At 68.9% G+C, this 17,910-nt stretch carries 21 protein-coding genes; 9 read left to right on the plus strand and 12 right to left on the minus strand.

From position 1 onward, the window contains the following. Positions 1-13 precede the first annotated feature (13 nt). Positions 14-1,792 carry an ATP-binding response regulator gene (locus WKW77_RS28180; RefSeq protein WP_340360206.1) on the minus strand — a complete coding sequence of 593 codons (1,779 nt, stop codon included), beginning with the start codon at positions 1,790-1,792 and terminating at the stop codon, positions 14-16. A 55-nt stretch (positions 1,793-1,847) separates the two neighbouring features. Between WKW77_RS28180 and WKW77_RS28185 the strand changes: the two genes are divergently transcribed. From WKW77_RS28185 to WKW77_RS28200, 4 genes are all read left to right on the plus strand, one after another. Continuing rightward, the gene (locus WKW77_RS28185; protein ID WP_340360207.1) at positions 1,848-3,110 is read left to right on the plus strand and encodes a THUMP domain-containing class I SAM-dependent RNA methyltransferase; all 1,263 of its coding nucleotides are present in this window, start codon (positions 1,848-1,850) and stop codon (positions 3,108-3,110) included. Between the two features lie 119 nt (positions 3,111-3,229). After that, complete coding sequence (locus WKW77_RS28190) at positions 3,230-3,934, plus strand: glutathione S-transferase N-terminal domain-containing protein (RefSeq protein WP_340360208.1); 705 nt, start codon at positions 3,230-3,232, stop codon at positions 3,932-3,934. Between the two features lie 20 nt (positions 3,935-3,954). Continuing rightward, positions 3,955-4,356: a PIN domain-containing protein gene (locus tag WKW77_RS28195; protein ID WP_340360209.1), complete on the plus strand. Its 402-nt coding sequence runs from the start codon at positions 3,955-3,957 to the stop codon at positions 4,354-4,356. Positions 4,357-4,479: 123 nt separating this feature from the next. Then, a complete protein-coding gene (locus WKW77_RS28200; protein ID WP_340360210.1) occupies positions 4,480-4,650 on the plus strand; it encodes a hypothetical protein in 171 nt (56 codons plus the stop codon). 15 nt (positions 4,651-4,665) lie between these two features. On the opposite strand, the gene WKW77_RS28205 is transcribed toward WKW77_RS28200, so the two are convergent. Then, positions 4,666-5,562, minus strand: a complete 897-nt coding sequence (locus WKW77_RS28205) for a BUD32 family EKC/KEOPS complex subunit (protein WP_422823285.1) — start codon at positions 5,560-5,562, stop codon at positions 4,666-4,668. 146 nt (positions 5,563-5,708) lie between these two features. Here WKW77_RS28205 and WKW77_RS28210 point away from each other — a divergent pair, with 146 nt between their 5' ends. Continuing rightward, positions 5,709-6,491: a UPF0149 family protein gene (locus WKW77_RS28210; protein ID WP_340360212.1), complete on the plus strand. Its 783-nt coding sequence runs from the start codon at positions 5,709-5,711 to the stop codon at positions 6,489-6,491. A gap of 173 nt (positions 6,492-6,664) precedes the next feature. Next, a complete protein-coding gene (locus WKW77_RS28215) occupies positions 6,665-7,843 on the plus strand; it encodes an MFS transporter (protein ID WP_340360280.1) in 1,179 nt (392 codons plus the stop codon). A 7-nt stretch (positions 7,844-7,850) separates the two neighbouring features. Here WKW77_RS28215 and WKW77_RS28220 read toward each other — a convergent pair whose 3' ends face one another. Genes WKW77_RS28220 through WKW77_RS28245 form a run of 6 tightly spaced genes read right to left on the minus strand, consistent with a single transcriptional unit; the run spans position 7,851 to position 10,532 of the window. Further along, positions 7,851-8,294 (minus strand): GFA family protein, encoded by a 444-nt coding sequence (locus tag WKW77_RS28220; RefSeq protein ID WP_340360213.1) that lies wholly within the window; start codon positions 8,292-8,294, stop codon positions 7,851-7,853. A 33-nt stretch (positions 8,295-8,327) separates the two neighbouring features. Next, a complete protein-coding gene (locus tag WKW77_RS28225) occupies positions 8,328-8,636 on the minus strand; it encodes a GNAT family N-acetyltransferase (protein ID WP_340360214.1) in 309 nt (102 codons plus the stop codon). 16 nt (positions 8,637-8,652) lie between these two features. Continuing rightward, positions 8,653-9,150, minus strand: a complete 498-nt coding sequence (locus tag WKW77_RS28230; protein ID WP_340360215.1) for a nuclear transport factor 2 family protein — start codon at positions 9,148-9,150, stop codon at positions 8,653-8,655. 2 nt (positions 9,151-9,152) lie between these two features. Further along, positions 9,153-9,659 (minus strand): CinA family protein, encoded by a 507-nt coding sequence (locus tag WKW77_RS28235; protein WP_340360216.1) that lies wholly within the window; start codon positions 9,657-9,659, stop codon positions 9,153-9,155. A gap of 5 nt (positions 9,660-9,664) precedes the next feature. Then, positions 9,665-10,228 carry a phosphatidylglycerophosphatase A family protein gene (locus WKW77_RS28240; protein WP_340360281.1) on the minus strand — a complete coding sequence of 188 codons (564 nt, stop codon included), beginning with the start codon at positions 10,226-10,228 and terminating at the stop codon, positions 9,665-9,667. A 49-nt stretch (positions 10,229-10,277) separates the two neighbouring features. Beyond that, positions 10,278-10,532 carry a hypothetical protein gene (locus tag WKW77_RS28245; RefSeq protein ID WP_340360217.1) on the minus strand — a complete coding sequence of 85 codons (255 nt, stop codon included), beginning with the start codon at positions 10,530-10,532 and terminating at the stop codon, positions 10,278-10,280. An 82-nt stretch (positions 10,533-10,614) separates the two neighbouring features. On the opposite strand from WKW77_RS28245, the gene WKW77_RS28250 reads away from it, so the two are divergent. Both WKW77_RS28250 and WKW77_RS28255 read left to right on the plus strand, forming a co-directional pair. Next, on the plus strand, positions 10,615-11,235 hold the full coding sequence (locus tag WKW77_RS28250) for a response regulator (protein WP_340360218.1): 621 nt from the start codon (positions 10,615-10,617) through the stop codon (positions 11,233-11,235). Further along, positions 11,235-13,052 (plus strand): ATP-binding response regulator, encoded by a 1,818-nt coding sequence (locus WKW77_RS28255; RefSeq protein WP_340360219.1) that lies wholly within the window; start codon positions 11,235-11,237, stop codon positions 13,050-13,052. Before WKW77_RS28250 ends, WKW77_RS28255 begins: the two co-directional genes overlap by 1 nt. Before the next feature lie 25 nt (positions 13,053-13,077). Here the strand turns inward: WKW77_RS28255 and thiL are convergent, their stop codons facing one another. From thiL to apaG, 4 genes are all read right to left on the minus strand, one after another. Further along, positions 13,078-14,046: a thiamine-phosphate kinase gene (gene thiL, locus WKW77_RS28260; RefSeq protein ID WP_340360220.1), complete on the minus strand. Its 969-nt coding sequence runs from the start codon at positions 14,044-14,046 to the stop codon at positions 13,078-13,080. 7 nt (positions 14,047-14,053) lie between these two features. After that, complete coding sequence (locus WKW77_RS28265; protein WP_422823286.1) at positions 14,054-15,202, minus strand: YbdK family carboxylate-amine ligase; 1,149 nt, start codon at positions 15,200-15,202, stop codon at positions 14,054-14,056. Between the two features lie 127 nt (positions 15,203-15,329). Then, entirely contained in the window at positions 15,330-16,598 is a 1,269-nt protein-coding gene (locus WKW77_RS28270) for a cation:proton antiporter (RefSeq protein ID WP_340360221.1), read from the minus strand. Positions 16,599-16,656: 58 nt separating this feature from the next. Next, positions 16,657-17,055 (minus strand): Co2+/Mg2+ efflux protein ApaG, encoded by a 399-nt coding sequence (gene apaG / locus WKW77_RS28275; RefSeq protein ID WP_184531038.1) that lies wholly within the window; start codon positions 17,053-17,055, stop codon positions 16,657-16,659. Between the two features lie 36 nt (positions 17,056-17,091). On the opposite strand from apaG, the gene rpe reads away from it, so the two are divergent. Beyond that, positions 17,092-17,787 (plus strand): ribulose-phosphate 3-epimerase, encoded by a 696-nt coding sequence (gene rpe, locus WKW77_RS28280; protein ID WP_340360222.1) that lies wholly within the window; start codon positions 17,092-17,094, stop codon positions 17,785-17,787. Positions 17,788-17,910 lie beyond the last annotated feature (123 nt).

Below are 17,910 nucleotides of genomic sequence, written 5' to 3' on the forward strand. Positions count from 1 at the left end.
CTCGAGTCCGACGTCAAGCTTGCGCGTGCAGGAGCAGCGCCCGCAGGCCGGCCGGCTGGACCGGCTTGCGCAGCGCCTGCCATCCCCGCAGGCTCGCGAGATCCTGCGTGGCATCGTCGATGTCGGCGGACACGAGCGCGATCGAGAGCGTCGGCGCGCGCCGCTGCAGTTCCTTGGCGAGCGTGATCCCGTCGATCGAGCCCGGCAGGCGGATGTCGCACAGGGCGATGTCGAAGCCCCGGAGGGTCGTAGTCAGCGCCAGCGCCTCGACTGCGCTGCCGCACACGTGTGCGCGCGCGCCCCACAGCCGCAGCAGCGCGGCCATGCTGTCGGCGACCACCGCGTTGTCCTCGACGATGAGCACCGAAAGATCGGGGCGTAGCGGCCTCGCGTCCTGCGCCGTTGCGGCGGCGGTCTCGGCGGCCAGCCCCATTCCGACGGTGATGGGGGCATCCTTGGGCGCGGCCGGCAGCTCGAAACCGAAGACCGATCCACGCCCTGGCGCAGAGCGCAGCGTGATCTGCACGCCGAGCCGCAGCGCGAGCCGCCGCACGATCGCGAGCCCCAGGCCGTGGCCGCGCTGCAGGTTCCGCTCCACATTGCCGATCTGTTCGAAGTCGCCGAATACGCGGTCCTGTGCCTCGGGCGGGATGCCGATGCCCGAATCGCGCACCTCGATGCGCCATCCGTCGGGCCGCCGCCGGCAGGCCAGCAGCACGCGGCCTCGCGGCGTGAACTTGAGCGCGTTGTCCAGGAGGTTGCCGAGAATGCGCCGCAGCGTGACCGCATCGGTCCACACCACCGCGTCGTCTGGGCAGCGCACACGCACCCGGCCGGTGCCGGCCTGGCGGGCCAGCTCGCCGAGCAGCGGCGCGAGCGCCACCGCGACCGGCGAGATCGGGTCGGCCGCCGCCTCGATGCGCCCGATCTCGAGCAACTGGTTGGTGAGCCCTTCGAGCGCCTGCTGGGCGCGCGAGAGCGCCGCCAGCGTGTTCTGCACCGTGACCTGGTCCTCGCCCGCTTCGAGTTGATGGCGCAGCACCTCGGCCTGCAGGCCCATCGCCATCACGGGCTGACGCAGATCATGGTTGGCGGCCGAGAAGAAGCGCAGCCGGTCCGACTGTGCCTGCTGCGATTGGCGCAGGCCGGCCATGGCCTGCTCCCGCAAGGTGCTTTCGTTGTGGCGCAGGCCGATGTTCTCTTCGAGCTGACGCGCCCTGTCGCCGACCAGGCGCCAAACCATGACCAGCAGCCCGATGCCCAGCAGCGCGAGCGACACCATCGCCGGCGCGCCGAAGGTCACGCCCATCGCAATCACCGGCGCGAGCAGCAGCGTGATCGCCAGTTGCATGGCCGGCGCGAAGTACGACACCGAGAACACCGACGACAGCGTCATCGCCATCACCACCACGCCGATCATGAGCTGGTTGGTCGGGTTCGCCGGATCGAACAGCAGGATGCCCGCGGCGCCATGCGCGCCCTCGTGGACCGCGATGCGTAGCGTGTGCAGGCGCAGCGCGCCAGGCAGGTTGTCGCGCGTCAGGGGATCGGGAAGGCGCTGCGGAAAGAGGGCTCGATAGGCGGTGGTGGCTGCGATCAGGCTGATCCAGATCACCGCGTTGCGCGCCGAGTACTGCCATCCAAACAGCACTGCGACGCCGCAATCGAGCAGAAACTGCACGAGCAGCATGCTGCCGCTGGGCTGCGCGCTGAGCCGCAACACTTCGCAACGGACCGCGAACCCGTCGGCTTTGAACGGCTCGGTCGCTGTGGGATTGGGCGAGTTGCTCATCGGCTGCTGCTGAGTGCGAAGTAGAACAGCATCGAGACGCGGCGACAATCGCGTCGTGAACGAACTCTCGCTTTTTCTTCCGTGCGCCGCAGGCGTGGAGGACTTCCTCGCGCAGGAGGTCCATGCGCTCACCGGGCGCGTCGGGCAGGACCTGCTCTCGGCGCGCGGCGGCGTCCGCGTCCGGGCCGGCTGGCGCGATGCGCTCAAGCTCAACCTGCACAGCCGCCTCGCGCAGCGCGTGCTGATCGAGGTCGCGCACGCGCCCTACCGCAGCGAGAACGACCTCTACGCCATCGCAAGCGGCGTCGCCTGGGAGGTCTGGTTCACGCCGAAGCAGACTTTCAAGATCGAGACCACCGCGCAGCACAGCCCACTCCAGAGCCTCAACTTCGCCACCTTGCGTATCAAGGATGCGATCGCCGACCGCTTTCGGGCCAAGGCAGGTGGCGTGCGTCCCAGCATCGAGACGCAATGGCCGGACGTGCGGGTCTTCGCCCACCTGACGACCGAGTTCTGCACGCTCTACATCGACACCTCGGGCGAGCCGCTCTTCAAGCGCGGCTGGCGGCAGGACAAGGGCGATGCACCGCTGAAGGAGACGCTCGCCGCCGCGATGCTGGCCGCCAGCGGCTGGTGGAATCCGGAAACCGGCGAGGTCTCGCCGCAGCCCTTGTACGACCCGTGCTGCGGCAGCGGCACCATCGCGATCGAAGCGGCGCAGATCGCCTCCGGCATCGCAGCCGGCTCATTGCGCCGATTCGGGTTCGAGAAGCTGCTGCCTTTCCAGTCCCATGTGTGGGGGGCACTCAAGGCCGAAGCCGCTCCGAAGGCCGATCGGCAGCCGACGCGGGTCTTCGGCTCCGACGTGTCGCACCGCATGGTCGATTTCGCCGAACGCAATGCCGAGCGTGCAGGCGTCGCACAAGCGGTGCAGTTCCGCGGCGGCGATGCCTTGCAGCGGATGCCGCCTGCGGAGTCCGGCGTGATCGTGCTCAACCCGCCGTATGGCGAGCGCATCGAAGTCGGCGGCGTCACGCGCGGCCGGCGAGCCGACGCACCGGCGCGCGGACGCGAAGAAGCTCAGACCGAAGACGGCGGCGAGTTCTTCGTGCAGCTCGCCAGCCACTGGAAGAGGAACTACCCCGGCTGGACCGCGTGGGTGCTCACGCCCGACATCAAGCTTCCCAAGCGCATGCGGCTCAAGGAGTCGCGCCGGGTGCCGATGTGGAACGGGCCGATCGAGTGCCGTCTCTTCCGCTTCGACATGGTGGCCGGCTCGGCGCGCGAGCGCGCAGTGGCGCCCCCGTCTCAGCCTTAGCCCGCGATCCCCGCCGACAGACGCCTCGGGCCGACCTGGGACAGAATGCAGCCCGTCCGGCCTTGCGCCGCATCCGTGGCATCCGTTGCCTCGCCCCTGTCCACATCATCACGCACGCCATGACCGATCTTTCCGCGTTCCCCATCACGAAGAAGTGGCCCGCCCAGCATCCCGATCGCCTGCAGCTCTATTCGCTGCCCACGCCCAACGGCGTGAAGGTGTCGATCGCGCTGGAGGAAACCGGCCTGCCCTATGAGCCGCATCTGGTGAGCTTCGAGTCGCACGACCAGACTTCGCCGGCGTTTCTCTCGCTCAACCCCAACAACAAGATCCCCGCGATCATCGACCCGAACGGACCCGGCGGAAAGCCGCTGCCGCTGTTCGAATCCGGCGCGATCCTCATCTACCTCGCCGACAAGACCGGCAAGCTCATGCCCAAGGACCCGGTGGCCCGCTACCAGACCATCCAGTGGCTGATGTTCCAGATGGGCGGCATCGGGCCGATGTTCGGCCAGGTCGGCTTCTTCCACAAATTCGCCGGCAAGAACTTCGACGACAAAAGGCCGCGCGATCGCTACGTCGACGAATCCAAGCGCCTGCTGCGCGTGCTCAACCAGCACCTCGAAAGCCGCCAGTGGGTGATGGGCGACGACTACACCATCGCCGACATCGCGATCTTCCCGTGGGTGCGCAACCTGGTCGGCTTCTACGGCGCAGCGGATCTGGTGGGCATCGCCGACTTTCCGCAGGTCACGCGCGTGCTGGAGGCCTTCGTCGCGCGTCCGGCGGTGATCGCCGGGCTCAACATTCCGAGCCGCGGCTGAGCATCGGCCCATCCGCCCGCATGACTGTCGTCCTGGATACCAACATCGTTCTCGACCTGCTGGTGTTCGACGACCCCGAGCGGGCGCCGCTCGCGGCCGCGCTGGCCGCCGGCGAACTGCGCTGGCTCGCCACCGCCGCGATGCGCGACGAATTCGAGCGCGTGCTCGGCTATCCGCTGATCATCGCGCGCCTGGCCGCCGTCGGCCGCGAGGCGGGCGACGTGCTCGCGGCCTTCGATGCGCGCGTGCACATGATCGACGGCGTGCCGGCCCGCGCGCCCTGCGTGTGCAGCGACCCGGACGACCAGATCTTCATCGACCTCGCGGTCGCCCACGGCGCCCGGCTGCTGAGCAAGGATCGCGCGGTGCTCTCGATGCACAGGCGGCTGGCGGCGCACGGCGTCGCGGTCTCGGCGACCTAGCCGCCGTGTCGGCCTCCCGGCGGCGCCGTAGGCACCTTCCGACACGCTTTGACGGGCAGAGCCCGCCGGGCCCAAGGCAGAGTGCGGAGAGACTGCGACTGTCCAAGCAACAGGAGATGACGCATGTCCTTCGTTCTCTACATGATCGGCTTCCTGCTCTTCCTGGCCGGCGTGGCCTGGGGGGCCTCGGTGGCGGGCGTGCCCTCGCTCTACATCGGCATCGGCGCGCTCATCCTGCTGGGCGTCGGCATCTTCAGCGCCGTGGGTCGCACGCGCAGCAAAGATCCGTCCTGACCCCGGTGCTGTCCGTCAGCGGCCGTACCAGCGCGCCAGCAGGCTCGCCACCGCGCGCACCCGCTGCGTGTCGCGCCCCCAGCGCCGCCCCGAGGGGAGATGCCGCAGCCACCGCATGCGCCGCGCTGCGACGGTCAGACGGTCGCGCACCTCGTCACTTGCATCGGCCAATACCGCGTGCCAATGCTGGGCGGCCGCATGCGGCGATGCGGCATCGACCAGCATCGCGGTGGAGTGCAGATAGCTGAGCCAGTCGCGCGTCTGGCATTCGGGCAGGGGCAGCGTCTCGCCCGGGTCGTCCTCGAAATCGATGTAGCCGATGACGCCGTCCGGGCACAGCACGAGGTTGCGGTCGAAGGCCTGGCTCAGGTAGGCGTCGCGCGAATGCACGAGCGCGATGGCGTCAAGCCCTTCACGCCAGACCGCGAGCAGCGCGGCGGGGCCGGCGGCGGCCGCGTGGTCGAGGCGTTCCTGGAGCACGACGGCAGGCCGGCCGCTTTCCCCGAGGTCGGAGATCAGCATGCCGTCCGTCTGCTGCGCCAGCACCGCCGGCACGCGCAGACCGGCATCGCCGAGCTGGCGCAGCCGCCGCGCCTCGATCTCGATCGCCGCCTCGCCGCCCGGGTTGGGCACGGGCGACAGCACGTCGAGCCGCAGCACGCCGGAAATCGCCGCCAGGAGCCGGTAGCGCGCCTGGCCATGCCGGGGCCCGGCCTTCTTGAGCCAGACGCGCTGGCCTCCGAAGCGGTGGCTCGACACCGCCTTCGTCTGCTGCGGCAGCATGAGGCGCAGGAATTCGGCGTAGTCCTCGGCCTGCGGCGGCGCATCCGCCTCGAGGGGCGCCGGCGCCGAAGCCGTGCCTTTTCGCATCTGAACGCGGGAGGAAACCCCGCCCCGTCTGACAACGCTCATACGGACAGGATCGGGTGCGGGAGGGGTCGCGCAATTTCGCAAGGCGAAAAAATGGCGCAACCCGCGGGGAGCGGCGATATCGACGGGGTAGGAATAGCGGTCTCCGGGAACCTTGCTGCATCATAGAGGGCTGCCTGTGCACTGACATGACAACCCTTCCCGACACCCCCCCTAACACCCCGCCTGCGGACGCCCCGCTCGGCCCCGACGATTTCGACGCCCAGGACAACGCGCTCGACGCCATGCGCGAGCACGACGAGGAAATTCCGCAGTGGGAATTCTGCGAAGGCTTCCTGGCCGCGCTTGTCTGCTCGCGCCGGGCGATCGAGCCGTCCGAGTATTGGCCCGTGCTGCTCGGCGACGGCTTCTCGCCCGCGCAGCACATGGAATTCGTCTGGCGCTGGAAGCGCCGCTGGCGCGAGATCGAGACCGCGCTCGACGCCGATGTCGAATCGCTCGAGGACGAACGCACCTTCCAGCCCGAGGTGCTCGATACGCGCGGTGCCATCGCCGCCCTGCCCGAAGAGGAGCGCGGCGAGATGGATGGCGAGGCCATCCCTTCTTTCGCGCAGGTCTGGGCGCTCGGCTTCATGTATGCGGTCGAGAACTGGCCCGACGAGTGGTCCGCGCCGCGTGACAAGGAAGCGGCGCAGATGCTCGACGACGCACTCGACGCGATCGTCACGCTGACCGAGGACGACAAGGCCCCGCCCGCCGTCTCGATGTACGCCGAGGACGGGCCGCCCAGCGTGAGCCAGCAGCGCGTCGACGATTTCGGCGCTGCCATCTGGGCGGTGTACGACCTGCGGCAGCTCTGGCGCAGCATGGGGCCGCGCGTGGAGACGATCCGGAAGGAAGCTACGCCGGGCCGCAACGATCCTTGCCCGTGTGGCAGCGGAAAAAAGTACAAGAAGTGCCACGGGCAGTAGCGCTCCCCCCAGGCTTGCCCACTTCGTGTGGCCGCCAACCCCCCTCGCCGGGGGGGCAATACCAGCGGACCGGCAAAGCCGGATCCGCGGTATTCCTGGCTTGATCCCGAGGCTGCGGAGTTGCGGCGTTGAGTTCGGCATCGATCGCACTTCCCGCGCGCACGGCGTGGGCGATGGTGCTCGCGCTGTGCACCGCCTTTGCGCTCAGCCAGGCCTTCCGCACCGTGGGCGCGATCATGGCGGGGCCGCTGCAGAAGGAGTTCGGGCTGTCGGCGCAGGCGCTCGGGATCTTCTCCGGCTCGTTCCACTTCGCATTCGGCGCGATGCAACTCTTCATGGGCATCGGCATCGACCTGCACGGCGTGCGACGCACGATGCTCACCGCGTTTCCGCTCGCGATCGCCGGTGCGGTCCTTTCCGCTTTCGCCCCGGGCTACGGATGGCTGGTGGTGGGGCAGGTGCTGATCGGCGTTGGCTGCGCGCCGGCCTTCCTGGTGTGCACCGTGTTCATCGCGCGGCACTTTCCGGTGACCCGATTCGCGTCGATCTCGGGGCTGGTGCTCAGCATCGGCGGCGTGGGCATGCTGATGACCGGCACGCCGCTCGCATGGCTGGTGCAGGAGCATTCGTGGCGCATGGGCTTCGCGGTGCTCGCGGTCGCTTCGGTGCTCGCGTGGCTGTCGATCCTGTGGGGCGTGCGCGAACCCTTGCCGCAGGCCAGCGGCCCGCGCGAATCGATGACGGCGGCGCTGCGGCAGTTCGGTGCGCTGTTCGCGATGCCGCACACGCTCGGCATCATGGTGCTCGGCGCGGTGACCTATGCCGCCTTCATCTCGCTGCGCGGGCTGTGGCTGGGGCCGCTGCTCGTGGAGCGCCACGGCTTCACGCTGGTGCAGAGCGGGAATGTCGCACTGATCGTGTCGGTCATCTCGCTCATCGGTGCGCCGCTCTTCGGGCGCATGGACCGCGACGGCCCGGCGCGCCGGCCGCGCATCGTGGCCTGCGCCTTCGCCTACGCGGGCTTCTTCGTCGCCATCGCGCTTTTCGACAGCGCGTGGATCGACATCGTCTGCGCGGTGCTGATCGGGTTCGTGTCGGGCTTCATCGTCTGGCAGTACGCCGACGTGCGCGCGGCCTATCCGTCCGCCATCACTGGCCGCGCGATGGCGGTGTTCACGATGGCGATGTTCCTCGGCGTGGCGTTGATGCAGTGGGTCACCGGCATCGCCGCGTCGGTGGCGCAGGCGCATGGCGCCGATCCGTTCCGGGCGGTGCTCGCGACGATCGCTGTGCTGCTGGTGGGCGCGACGATCGCCTTCGCGTGGCTGCCGGCGCCGAAGAGCGACGGTTGAACGCGACTCAGGCGCCCGCGTTCTGCGCGGGTGCGGCGAAGGTCACGTCGCCGATCCAGTTGCGCTTCCTGCGGGCCAGACGTGCGTCGATGTCCTCGCCCTCGAACGACGCCGGCACCGGGTGAAGCAGCGCGCGGTCCACGTTGCCGAAGCTGTTCACGTTCACCACCGCGTAGGTGCGGTCGTCCAGCGTGCAGGTCACCAGCGGCACCACGCCGCACCGGCTGCAGACGTGGAAGCGGCCGGTGCCCGTTCCGAAGAAATAGCCGGGATCGAGCGACGGGTCCCGCACCGTCACCCGCAATGCGCCGGCCGGGTTGGAGGTCCACACGCCACCGTGCTTGACGCAGAACGAGCAGCCGCAGGCGCGCGCCGGTATCTCGGCGGGCTCCGGCTCCCAGGTCAGGTCGAAGGAAATGTTGCCGCAGTGGCAACTGCCCTGGATCAGCATTTCGGACCTCCTGTCAGGAGTGGGATTGGCCGTTCAAATGTTGAAGGCGCGCCGCGACGCGGGCTGCACGATGTCGACGTACTCGGGGTGCTTGCGCAGCCACCCGGCGATGAACTGGCAGACCGGAATCACCTGCTGGCCTTTGGCCCGCGCCTCGTCGAGCACATGCCGCGCGATCGCGGAGCCGACGCCCTGGCCTTCGTGGTCGGCCAGCACTTCGGTGTGAGTGAACATGATGGCGTTGCTCAGCAGGTTGTATTCGCAGTAGCCCGCGAGTTCGCCGCCGATGGTCGCCTCGTAGCGATGCAGTTCGGGCTTGTCGGTGATCGTGATGTCGGTCATGCGGTGTCCATGCGGTTCAGGGTTGGCGGGCGAGGAAGGTCGCGAGTTTGGCTGCCGCCGTCGCGCGCACCTTGTTGCGCAGCATCGGCGACCAGCCCAGCAGCAGGCCCGGCGCGCCGAGCGCCTGCCGGGACCAGCGCCAGAACGAGAAGCTGTCGCGCTGCGTGGCGATCAGGCCCTCGGGCGTGAAGGTGAAGCGCGAGTCGATCGCGTTGTCGACGATGCGCCCGGTCGCGCTGAAGAGGTAGTGCGCGTCCCAGTGCGCCTGCCCGCTCGTCGCATCGGCTCGCACGTCGCGGTAGCCGAGCTTCCAGACCGAGGCGCCCTTGGCCCGCGTGCCGCTGCACAGCATCTTCCACATCCCGCCGATCTCTCGCGCGCCGCGCAGCGAGAAGGCCTCGTCGTCGAAGCTGGCATCGGGCGCGTAGCACGCGGCCATGGTGTCCGCGTCGAGTTGCGCGAAGGCGTCGTAGAAGCGGCGAATGGCTTGTTCGTTGCGCGTCGGGGCTGTCATGTTCAGGCGTGCAGGATTTCTGCCAATGTCTGCAAGGCGTGGTGAACCGTGGCCGCGCGCACGGCCGCGCGATCGCCGTCGAAGCGGCGGCGCTCGGTGCGCACCTGGCCGTTCGCCGACCAGCCGAACCACACCGTGCCCACCGGCTTTTCGGGCGAACCGCCCGTGGGGCCGGCCACGCCGGTGACGGCCACCGCGACCTGCGCCCTCGAATGCGCGACCGCGCCTTGTGCCATGGCGCGCGCGACTTCCTCGCTCACCGCGCCGTGGGCCTCGATCAGTGCCGCATCGACGCCGAGCAGTTCGGTCTTGGCCTCGTTCGAATAGGTCACCAAGCCGCGCTCGAACCAGTTGCTGGAGCCTGACAGGTCGGTGCACGCACCGGCGATGAGGCCGCCGGTGCAGCTTTCGGCGGTGGCCATCATCCAGTGCTTTCGCTGCAGCACATCGGCAAGCGCCAGCACCAGTGCGGGCGTGTCGAGGTCGGAAAGGGCGGGTCTGTGGGTCATCGTGTTCACCATGCTGCACGGACGGCGGCTATCACCAGCAGCGTGCAGAACGCGGCCACCAGGTCGTCGAAGATGATGCCGAACCCGGCCGTGTGCCAGCGCATCGTTTCCGGCGTGGCGTCCTTCTGCTTGAAGAGCTGGTCGGCCCAGCCCACGGGGCCGCGCTTGACCGCGTCGAACAAGCGGAAGAGCGCGAAGGCGAGGATCTGCATCGGCAGCCCGGCCGGCATCACGAGCCAGAGCACGATCCAGAACGCGACGACCTCGTCCCACACGATGCTGCCGGGGTCGGCCACGTTCATGTGGCGCGCGGTCACCGTACAGGCCCACCAGCCGATCGGCAGCGACGCGAGGATCACCCAGCCGATCGTCGCGCTGGACAGCCACAGGTGCATGACGAGATAGGCCGCCCACGCCCACAGCGTGCCGATGGTGCCCGGCGCGCGGCGCGGAAGGCCCGAGCCGAAGCCCAGGGCGATGAGGTGCGCGGGATGCGCGAACATGAATCGCACCGTGGCGCGTCGCGGCGCAAAGTCGGAGGTGGTGCCGGAAGGAGAAGCAGCGGACATGAGGGCGACAGTGTCGCGCATCTGCGCCGCCCCCTGCCAGCGGGTGGGGTCAGGCCGGCTGGAAGTGCTGCTCGATGCGCTGGGCGACCGCCCTGGGCGCGCGGCGCAGGGCGTCGAGGGCGCAGGCGCCGAGGAACAGGCCTTCGAGGTTCAGCTCCACGCTCGTGAAGTAGTGGCCGAGCGAGGCTGCGGCATCGACCAGGCAGTGCTCGATCGATGCGAACGTGCCGCCGGCTTCCTGATCGCTGATGCGGTAGGAGTAGGCGTCGGGTTCGACACGGCGGATCGCGAGCACGGGCTTCATGGCAGGGCAATCATCGGCACGCCGGCGCGGGCGGTAAATAGTCCATTTGGACCATCCGGACTTCGCGCAGAATGCGCGGTTCATGCTGCCGGCCAAGATTCTTCTCATCGACGACCACGCCATGTTCCGCTGCGGCTTGCGGATGGTGCTCACATCCGGGATTCCCGATGTCGAAGTGGCCGAGGCCGGGTCGCTGGAAGAGGCGATGAAGACCGGGTTGGCCGATCCGGGGCTGGTGCTGCTGGACATCCAGCTGCACGGCCTGAACGGCCTGGAAGGCATCGCGCTCGTCAGGCGCAAGTGGCCCGAAGCGCCGGTGGTCATCCTCTCTTCGGACGCCACGCCGCAGAGCGTGCGTCTGGCGCTGGATCGCGGCGCGGCGGCCTTCGTCTCCAAGGCCGAGACGGCGGACAACATCCTTGCCGTCATCGAGAAGCTGCGGCGCGGGCAGGAAGTCGAAACACCCGCGCGGGCGGATGCGCAGCCGACCGGCGGCGAGCCGCCCCGGCAGTTGTTGACGCCGCGCCAGTTCGAAGTGCTCGACCTGCTGTGTCAGGGGCTGTCGAACAAGGTGATCGGCCGGCGTCTCAATCTCTCGGAGAACACGGTGCGCGGCCATGTGCAGGCCGTGCTCGCGGCGCTGGAGGTGTCGAGCCGCTCGGAAGCGGGCTTCGCGGCACGGCGCCGGGGGCTGGTCTCCTGATGCGCAATCCGCTGCGGCTCGCCGAAGGGCGCACGCTGGTGGAGCAGTTGCGCCTGCTGCTGGGCAACGTCGGCAGCTCGGTGGTGCCCACCATCCTCGTGGCGCTGCTGCTGGTGTGGGTGCTGTCGAACGAAAGCAATGCGACCGGGCTGCGCGTGTGGGCCGGCATGGTGATCCTGAGCAAGCTCTGGTGCGCGCGCGAGGCGCGGCGCATGCTGGCCATGGAGATCCCGCCCGACCGCGCGCGCGGGCTCGTGTGGCAGCAAATGTCGCTCAATGCGGTCGATGGTGCGATCTGGGGCGCACTCGGCTGGGCCGCGCTCGGCACGACGACGATGGCCGGCAGCGTGCTGGTGGTCGCGGTGCTCGCGGGCGTGGCCGGCAGCTCGATGTCGTCGCTGGCGCCGGTGCTGCCGGTGTTCATCGTGTTCGGCTCGACCGAACTCGCGGTGCTTGCCGCCAAGCTCTGGACGCTCGACGATCCGGCCTACAACGCGCTCGGTGTGGCCGGTTTTCTCTACGTCGTGACCCTGCTCGGCCAGGCGCGCAACAGCGCCAAGGCGGCGCTGGCGGCGATCAAGCTGCGCTTCGAGAACGTCGAGCTGATCGAGCGCCTGCGCGTCGAGACCGGGCATGCGCAGGCGGCGCACCAGCAGGCCGAGCAGGCGAACCTCGCCAAGTCCAAGTTCCTCGCGGCGGCGAGCCACGACCTGCGCCAGCCGATCCATGCGCAGGGCTTGTTCCTCGAGGTGCTCGCGCGTAGCAAGCTCACCGCCTCGCAATACGACGCCCTGGCCAATGCGCGCGCCACCTGGCAGGCCTCGGCGGAAATGCTCGACACGCTGCTCGACTTCTCGCGCATCGAGGCCGGCGTGGTCGAGCCGCAGATGCAGGTCTTTCCGCTGCAGCCGCTGCTCAACAAGATCGAGAACGAGCTCGCGCCGCAGGCGGACGCGAAGGGCATCGTCTACCGCTCGCGCGAAACCCATGTGGCGGTGCGCTCCGATCCGGCGCTGGTCGCGCTGATCCTGCGCAACCTGGTGTCGAACGCGATTCGCTACACCGAGCGCGGCGGGGTGCTCGTGGCCTGCCGCGAGCGGGGCGGCCGCGCGGTGATCGAGGTCTGGGACACCGGCATCGGCATCGATGCCTCGCAGCACGAGGACATCTTTCGCGAGTTCCACCAGCTCGGCAATGCGGAGCGCGACCGCCGCAAGGGCCTTGGGCTGGGGCTCGCGATCGCGCAGGGCCTCGCGCGGGCGCTCGGCACCACGCTGGTGCTCGCTTCGAGGCCGGGGCGCGGGAGTTGCTTCCGGCTCGCGCTCCCGACGGCGCAGATGGGCGTGGTCAGCAGCGGCGTCGAGGTCATCCCGGGCCATTCGAGCGTCTTCGACGTGCGCGTGCTCGTCATCGACGACGACGATGCGATCCGCGCCGGCATGCGCCAGCTGCTGACCGCGTGGGGCTGCGAATGCGACGTGGCCGACTCGATCGAGGAGGCGCTCGCGCTCGCGCGGCTGCGTCCGCCGGGGCTCGTCATCAGCGACTACCGCCTGCGCGAGCTGCGCACCGGCGCGGAGGCGATCGCGGCGCTGCGCGCGGAATTCGGCCTGCAGTTGCCGGCGCTGCTCATCACCGGCGACACCGCGCCGCAGCGGCTGCGCGAGGCGCGCGCGAGCGGCGTGCCGCTGCTGCACAAGCCGGTGTCGCCGAACCAGCTCTATCACGGGCTGGTGTGCGTGCTCAACGATGTCGAGCTGGATTCGTCCTTCGCCATGCTCGAGGCCACGCCCGACGCCGGTCTGAAGCGGGCCTGATGGCGCGCCGTCGGGCGCCGGCCCGTTACTTGAAGTGGTCGAACGAGGCGTATTGCCGCGCGATCGGCTGGCCCAGCCCATCGACGAGACGCAACCCTGCTTCCGCCTCGATGCGGCCGATGCGCGTGACATGCACCGAGGCGGCGCGACCGGACTGCGCGACCGCTTCCCGCGCCGAGGGCGGTGCGGTGAACGCGAGTTCGTAGTCGTCGCCGCCGGCCAGTGCGCAGGCGCGCAATGTCTCGATGCCGAGGTCGTGCGTGGACTCGTCGATCCCGACCAGGCCTGCGGCCGCATCCGCATCGAGCGTCGCGCCGACGCCGCTGGCGTCGAGGATGTGGCCGAGATCGCCGACCAGCCCGTCGCTGACGTCGACCGCCGCGGACGCGATGCCGCGCAGCGCCTGCCCGAGCGCCACGCGCGGCGTCGGCAGTTCCATGCGGGCGCGCGCCCGCTCGAAGAGTTCGCCCGGCAAGGACAGCGTGCCGCGGAACACTTCGAGCGCCAGCCGCGCATCGCCGAGCGTGCCGCTGACCCAGACGTCGTCGCCGACCTTCGCTCCGGAGCGCAGCAGCGCGTTGCCGGCGGGCACTTCGCCGAACACCGTGATGCAGATGTTGAGCGGCCCGCGCGTCGTGTCGCCGCCGACCAGTTCGCAGCCATGCAGATGCGCCAGCGCGAAGAGGCCGCGCGAAAAGCCGGAGAGCCAGTCTTCGTCGACCGACGGCAGCGCCAGCGCGAGCGTGAACGCGAGCGGCTTCGCGCCGCAGGCCGCGAGATCGCTGAGATTGACCGCCAGCGACTTGTGGCCGAGCCGCTCGGCGTCGACCGTCGAGAGAAAGTGCCGGCCCTCCACCAGCATGTCGGAGGACACGGCGAGCTGCATGCCCGCGGCCGGCGCCAGCAGTGCGCAGTCGTCGCCCACGCCCAGCGGCGAGCGCTTGACGGGGCGCGTGAAGTAGCGCGCGATGAGGTCGAATTCGCCGGTGCTCATGTCGACCTCATACTGCACCGCGGAACCGGAGCGCCGACTGCCGCACCGTCTCGGCCAGCAGCTTTTCCTTGCCCTGGCGCTCCCGCAGCCAGCGCGCATCGTTGCGGTTGGCTTCGACGCTGGTGCGCAGCCCGGCCAGCGCCTTCGTCGCGTTGAGTGCCTCGCTGTGCCATTCGAGCTGGGTCATGGTCATCAGGATATGGTCGCGCAGCGGCATGTGCTCGCCGCTCGCCGGGTCGACGTACACCGCATCGAGCCCGAAGCGGCAGGCCTGGAAGCGGTTGTAGGTGTAGACGAGGTAGTCGTCCTCGACCGGCGTGAAAGGCTGCTCCTGCAGGAACCACGCGGCAAGCGACTGCACGTAGCCCGCGAGCGCGGCCGCGCGTTCTACGGTCAGCGGCGTGTCGAAGACGCGGATCTCGATGGTGCCGAACTCGGGCTTCGGGCGGATGTCCCAGTAGAAGTCCTTCATGCTGCGCACCACGCCGGTCCGCGTCATGCGCATGAAGTAGTTCTCGAACTCCTTCCACGACAGCGTGAACGGCGCCCGGCCCGAGAGCGGAAACGCGAACACCGAGTTGAGCCGCGCCGAGTCGAACTGCGTGTCCTGCCCCTGCACGAAGGGCGAGGACGCCGACAGCGCAATGAAGTGCGGGATGTAGCGCGACATGCGATGCAGCATCAAGAGGGCCGCGTCAGCGTCGGGGCAGCCGATGTGCACGTGCTGGCCGAAGATGGTGAACTGCTTCGAGAGGTAGCCGTAGAGCTCCGACAGCTCGCGAAAGCGCGGCTTGTCGTAGATGCGCCGCTCGTGCCACTGCTGGAAGGCATGCGTGCCGCCGCCGACCACCGCGATGTTGAGCTTGTCGGCATTGCGCACCAGCGCGTCGCGAATCGGCGTGAGCTGGTCCAGCACGTCCTGCACGGAATGGCACACGCCGGTGGAGATCTCGATCATGCTGGAGGTCATCTCCGGCACCACGCTGCCGGGCAGCGGCGTCTGCGCCATGAGGCGCAGCATGTCCTCGGCGTAGGGCGCGAGATCGTAGTCGTGCGTGTTGACGAGTTGCAGCTCGACCTCGACGCCCAGCGAGAGGGCGACCGACTTGTTGAAACGCTCCATGTGCACCACGCGGCTCGCGGGCGTGTTGGGCATCTCGTCGGCGTTCGAAGGCGTGGGCGGCGGCGCACGCAGGCTCATACAGGCCCCCACACTCGGCACTGCATGTCCTCGCGGCCCCCCGAGGGAGTGCGAGCTTGCTTGGAGCGGTCCGGCGCTGCGCTCATCGTTGCGTGTCCTCCACGGCGCGGAAGGCTTCGGGGAACCAGGGCGTGGAACTTTCGCCAGCGCCGTGGATGGCGATCGTCGCGATCACCGCGCCGAGCACTTCCATCAGCAGGATGGCCGGCAGCGTGACCTGCGTGATCATCGCACCCAGCAGCGGCGAGGCGGTCACGAATGCCGACGCGATCAAGAGGGCGATCGACGACAGCGGCGACATCGCGCAGCCGACCCAGAAGGCCTGCTTCCAGCTCGCGCCGCTGCCCGGGTTGGCGATCGCCACGCCCGCGATCTTGGCGAAACCGCGCACGCCGATCATCGCGAGCACCATGCTCGCGACCGGAAGGCTCCAGTCGGCCTGCGCGGCCACGATGGAGACGAGCACGAACATCATCATCGTGATCAGCGTGGCGGCGGTGCCGAGCTGGCGCGGCCACGTCCAGGGCTTGGGATTGAGCGCCTTCAGCAGTACGCCGCCGATGAGTGCGGCGAGCGGCGCGGAGCCGCCGAAGTGCGCTGCCAGCGCAGCACCCGCGGCGATGATCGCAAGCAGCAGGATGGAGGTGTTCTCGCTGGTCGGGCTCATCACGCGCAGCGCCGAACGCAGCGACAGCGCCATCAGCGCGCCCACCACGAAGGACATGCCCAGCACCACCAGCACCGGCTGCAGCTTCTGGATGAGTCCGAGCGGCGCGTGCTCGATCAGCCCCGCCTGCGCATAGCCGAGCGCCAGCGCATAGAAGGTGTTGAGCGTCGCGAGTGTCATCGCGCGCTCGGTCACCGGGCCCGAGGCGCGCGTGTCGATGATGACGCGCATCAGTACCGCGGGCGAGGCGACGATCGAGATCAGGGCGATCGGATTCGCCACCGGGTCGGGGACGTCGAGCCAGTGCAGGATCCAGAAGACGCCGAAGTAGGTCAGGCTCGCTTCGAGCAGGCTCTGCACGAGGATCATCGGGTTGTGGCGGAACCAGCGCAGGGGCAGCCGGCCGCCCGCCTCGAACAGCACGATCGCGACGCCGAGCTCGACGAGGAACAGGCTGGTGCCCTGCAAGGGCCAGATCACGCCTTCGAAGCCCGCGAGGCCGACGACGGTGCCGACGATCGAATAGCCGATCACCTTCGGCATGCCGACATAGCGTTGCACGAGGTGCCCGGCCGCGGCCGCGGCGGCCAGCAGCAGGGCCCACAGCACCGTCGGGAGACCTGCGGAAGGCCGGACCCAGTCGGCCCAGAAACCCAGCAGGTCACTGGGAAAGAAAGAACTCATTCGCAATACTCCGCCCGAGCCACACGAAGTGGGCGAGCCTGGGGATGGGCAAAGTGGTCTAGTGGAGCACCCGCGACGAAGGAATGCCTCCGCCCGCATCGGCTTCCAGCACGAACATGGGAATGGGCACGTCGAAGCGCTCCGCCCGTTCCGTCACGATGAAAAAGCTCCCGCGCATCGTACCGGTCGATGCCTGCAGCCGGCAGCCGCTGGTGTAGTGGAAGGTCTCGCCGGGTGCGAGCAGCGGCTGCTGCCCGATCACGCCGAGCCCGGCGACTTCCTGCGTATGGCCGGCCGCATCCTGGATGAACCAGTGGCGTGCAATGACCTGCGCCGCCCGGTCACCGTTGTTGGTGATCGTCACCGCGTAAGCAAAGGTGAACACGCCGTCTTCGGGCGAAGACTGGTCGGGCAGGAATCGGGGTTCGACCTGCACGGTCATCGGGAAGCTGGACATCCCGGACATCCTACATCGCTGCGACAATTCGCCCCCATGAGCAGCCCCTTCCGCATCGCCCCTTCCATTCTTTCGGCCGATTTCGCGCGCCTCGGCGCCGAAGTGAGCGACGTCATCGCCGCCGGCGCCGACTGGATCCATTTCGACGTGATGGACAACCATTACGTGCCGAACCTGACCTTCGGCCCCATGGTCTGCCAGGCGCTCAAGCCGCACGCCAGGACGGCGGACGGCACGGCGGTGCCGATCGACGTGCACCTGATGATCGAGCCCGTCGATGCGCTCGCCGCAGCCTTTGCGCAGGCCGGCGCCGACTACATCAGCTTCCATCCGGACGCGTCGCCGCACATGCACCGCAGCATCCAGGCGATCAAGGCTGCCGGCTGCAAGGCGGGGCTGGTGTTCAACCCCGGCGCGGGGCTGGAGGCACTCGACTGGGTGATCGACGAGATCGACCTGATCCTGATCATGAGCGTCAACCCCGGTTTCGGCGGCCAGAGCTTCATCGACTCCGCGCTGCGCAAGATCGAACTCGCGCGCAAGCGCATCGACCAGGCGGGCCGCGACATCCGCCTCGAAGTCGACGGCGGCATCAAGACCGACAACATCGCGCGCGTGGCGAGTGCCGGCGCCGACACCTTCGTGGCCGGCAGCGCGATCTTCAATGCCAAGGATTACAAGAGCGTGATCACCGCGATGCGTGGTCAGCTCGAGGCCTCGCTCAAGGCTTGAGCTTCCCCTTGTCGACCTCGTCGGCATCCTTGCGGGTGGTGATGCGGTTGCTTCTTGTCCATTGCGGCGTTTGTCTCACGCCATGGCGGGAAACACGGTAGGAGCTGCCTTCGCCGCCCTGTA

The sequence above is a fragment of the Variovorax ureilyticus genome (assembly GCF_037889935.1).
GTDB classification, from domain to species: domain Bacteria; phylum Pseudomonadota; class Gammaproteobacteria; order Burkholderiales; family Burkholderiaceae_C; genus Variovorax; species Variovorax ureilyticus.

Coding starts and splice junctions, on each gene's coding strand:
- thiL (WP_340360220.1), bottom strand. CDS start 14,046: ATGAGCACCGGCGAATTCGACCTCATCGCGCGCTACTTCACGCGCCCC.
- rpe (WP_340360222.1), top strand. CDS start 17,092: ATGAGCAGCCCCTTCCGCATCGCCCCTTCCATTCTTTCGGCCGATTTC.
- WKW77_RS28265 (WP_422823286.1), bottom strand. CDS start 15,202: ATGCCCAACACGCCCGCGAGCCGCGTGGTGCACATGGAGCGTTTCAAC.
- WKW77_RS28225 (WP_340360214.1), bottom strand. CDS start 8,636: ATGACCGACATCACGATCACCGACAAGCCCGAACTGCATCGCTACGAG.
- WKW77_RS28220 (WP_340360213.1), bottom strand. CDS start 8,294: ATGCTGATCCAGGGCAGTTGCCACTGCGGCAACATTTCCTTCGACCTG.
- WKW77_RS28245 (WP_340360217.1), bottom strand. CDS start 10,532: ATGAAGCCCGTGCTCGCGATCCGCCGTGTCGAACCCGACGCCTACTCC.
- apaG (WP_184531038.1), bottom strand. CDS start 17,055: ATGTCCAGCTTCCCGATGACCGTGCAGGTCGAACCCCGATTCCTGCCC.
- WKW77_RS28205 (WP_422823285.1), bottom strand. CDS start 5,562: ATGAGCGTTGTCAGACGGGGCGGGGTTTCCTCCCGCGTTCAGATGCGA.
- WKW77_RS28195 (WP_340360209.1), top strand. CDS start 3,955: ATGACTGTCGTCCTGGATACCAACATCGTTCTCGACCTGCTGGTGTTC.
- WKW77_RS28230 (WP_340360215.1), bottom strand. CDS start 9,150: ATGACAGCCCCGACGCGCAACGAACAAGCCATTCGCCGCTTCTACGAC.
- WKW77_RS28190 (WP_340360208.1), top strand. CDS start 3,230: ATGACCGATCTTTCCGCGTTCCCCATCACGAAGAAGTGGCCCGCCCAG.
- WKW77_RS28235 (WP_340360216.1), bottom strand. CDS start 9,659: ATGACCCACAGACCCGCCCTTTCCGACCTCGACACGCCCGCACTGGTG.
- WKW77_RS28270 (WP_340360221.1), bottom strand. CDS start 16,598: ATGAGTTCTTTCTTTCCCAGTGACCTGCTGGGTTTCTGGGCCGACTGG.
- WKW77_RS28250 (WP_340360218.1), top strand. CDS start 10,615: ATGCTGCCGGCCAAGATTCTTCTCATCGACGACCACGCCATGTTCCGC.
- WKW77_RS28200 (WP_340360210.1), top strand. CDS start 4,480: ATGTCCTTCGTTCTCTACATGATCGGCTTCCTGCTCTTCCTGGCCGGC.
- WKW77_RS28240 (WP_340360281.1), bottom strand. CDS start 10,228: ATGTCCGCTGCTTCTCCTTCCGGCACCACCTCCGACTTTGCGCCGCGA.
- WKW77_RS28180 (WP_340360206.1), bottom strand. CDS start 1,792: ATGAGCAACTCGCCCAATCCCACAGCGACCGAGCCGTTCAAAGCCGAC.
- WKW77_RS28210 (WP_340360212.1), top strand. CDS start 5,709: ATGACAACCCTTCCCGACACCCCCCCTAACACCCCGCCTGCGGACGCC.
- WKW77_RS28215 (WP_340360280.1), top strand. CDS start 6,665: ATGGTGCTCGCGCTGTGCACCGCCTTTGCGCTCAGCCAGGCCTTCCGC.
- WKW77_RS28255 (WP_340360219.1), top strand. CDS start 11,235: ATGCGCAATCCGCTGCGGCTCGCCGAAGGGCGCACGCTGGTGGAGCAG.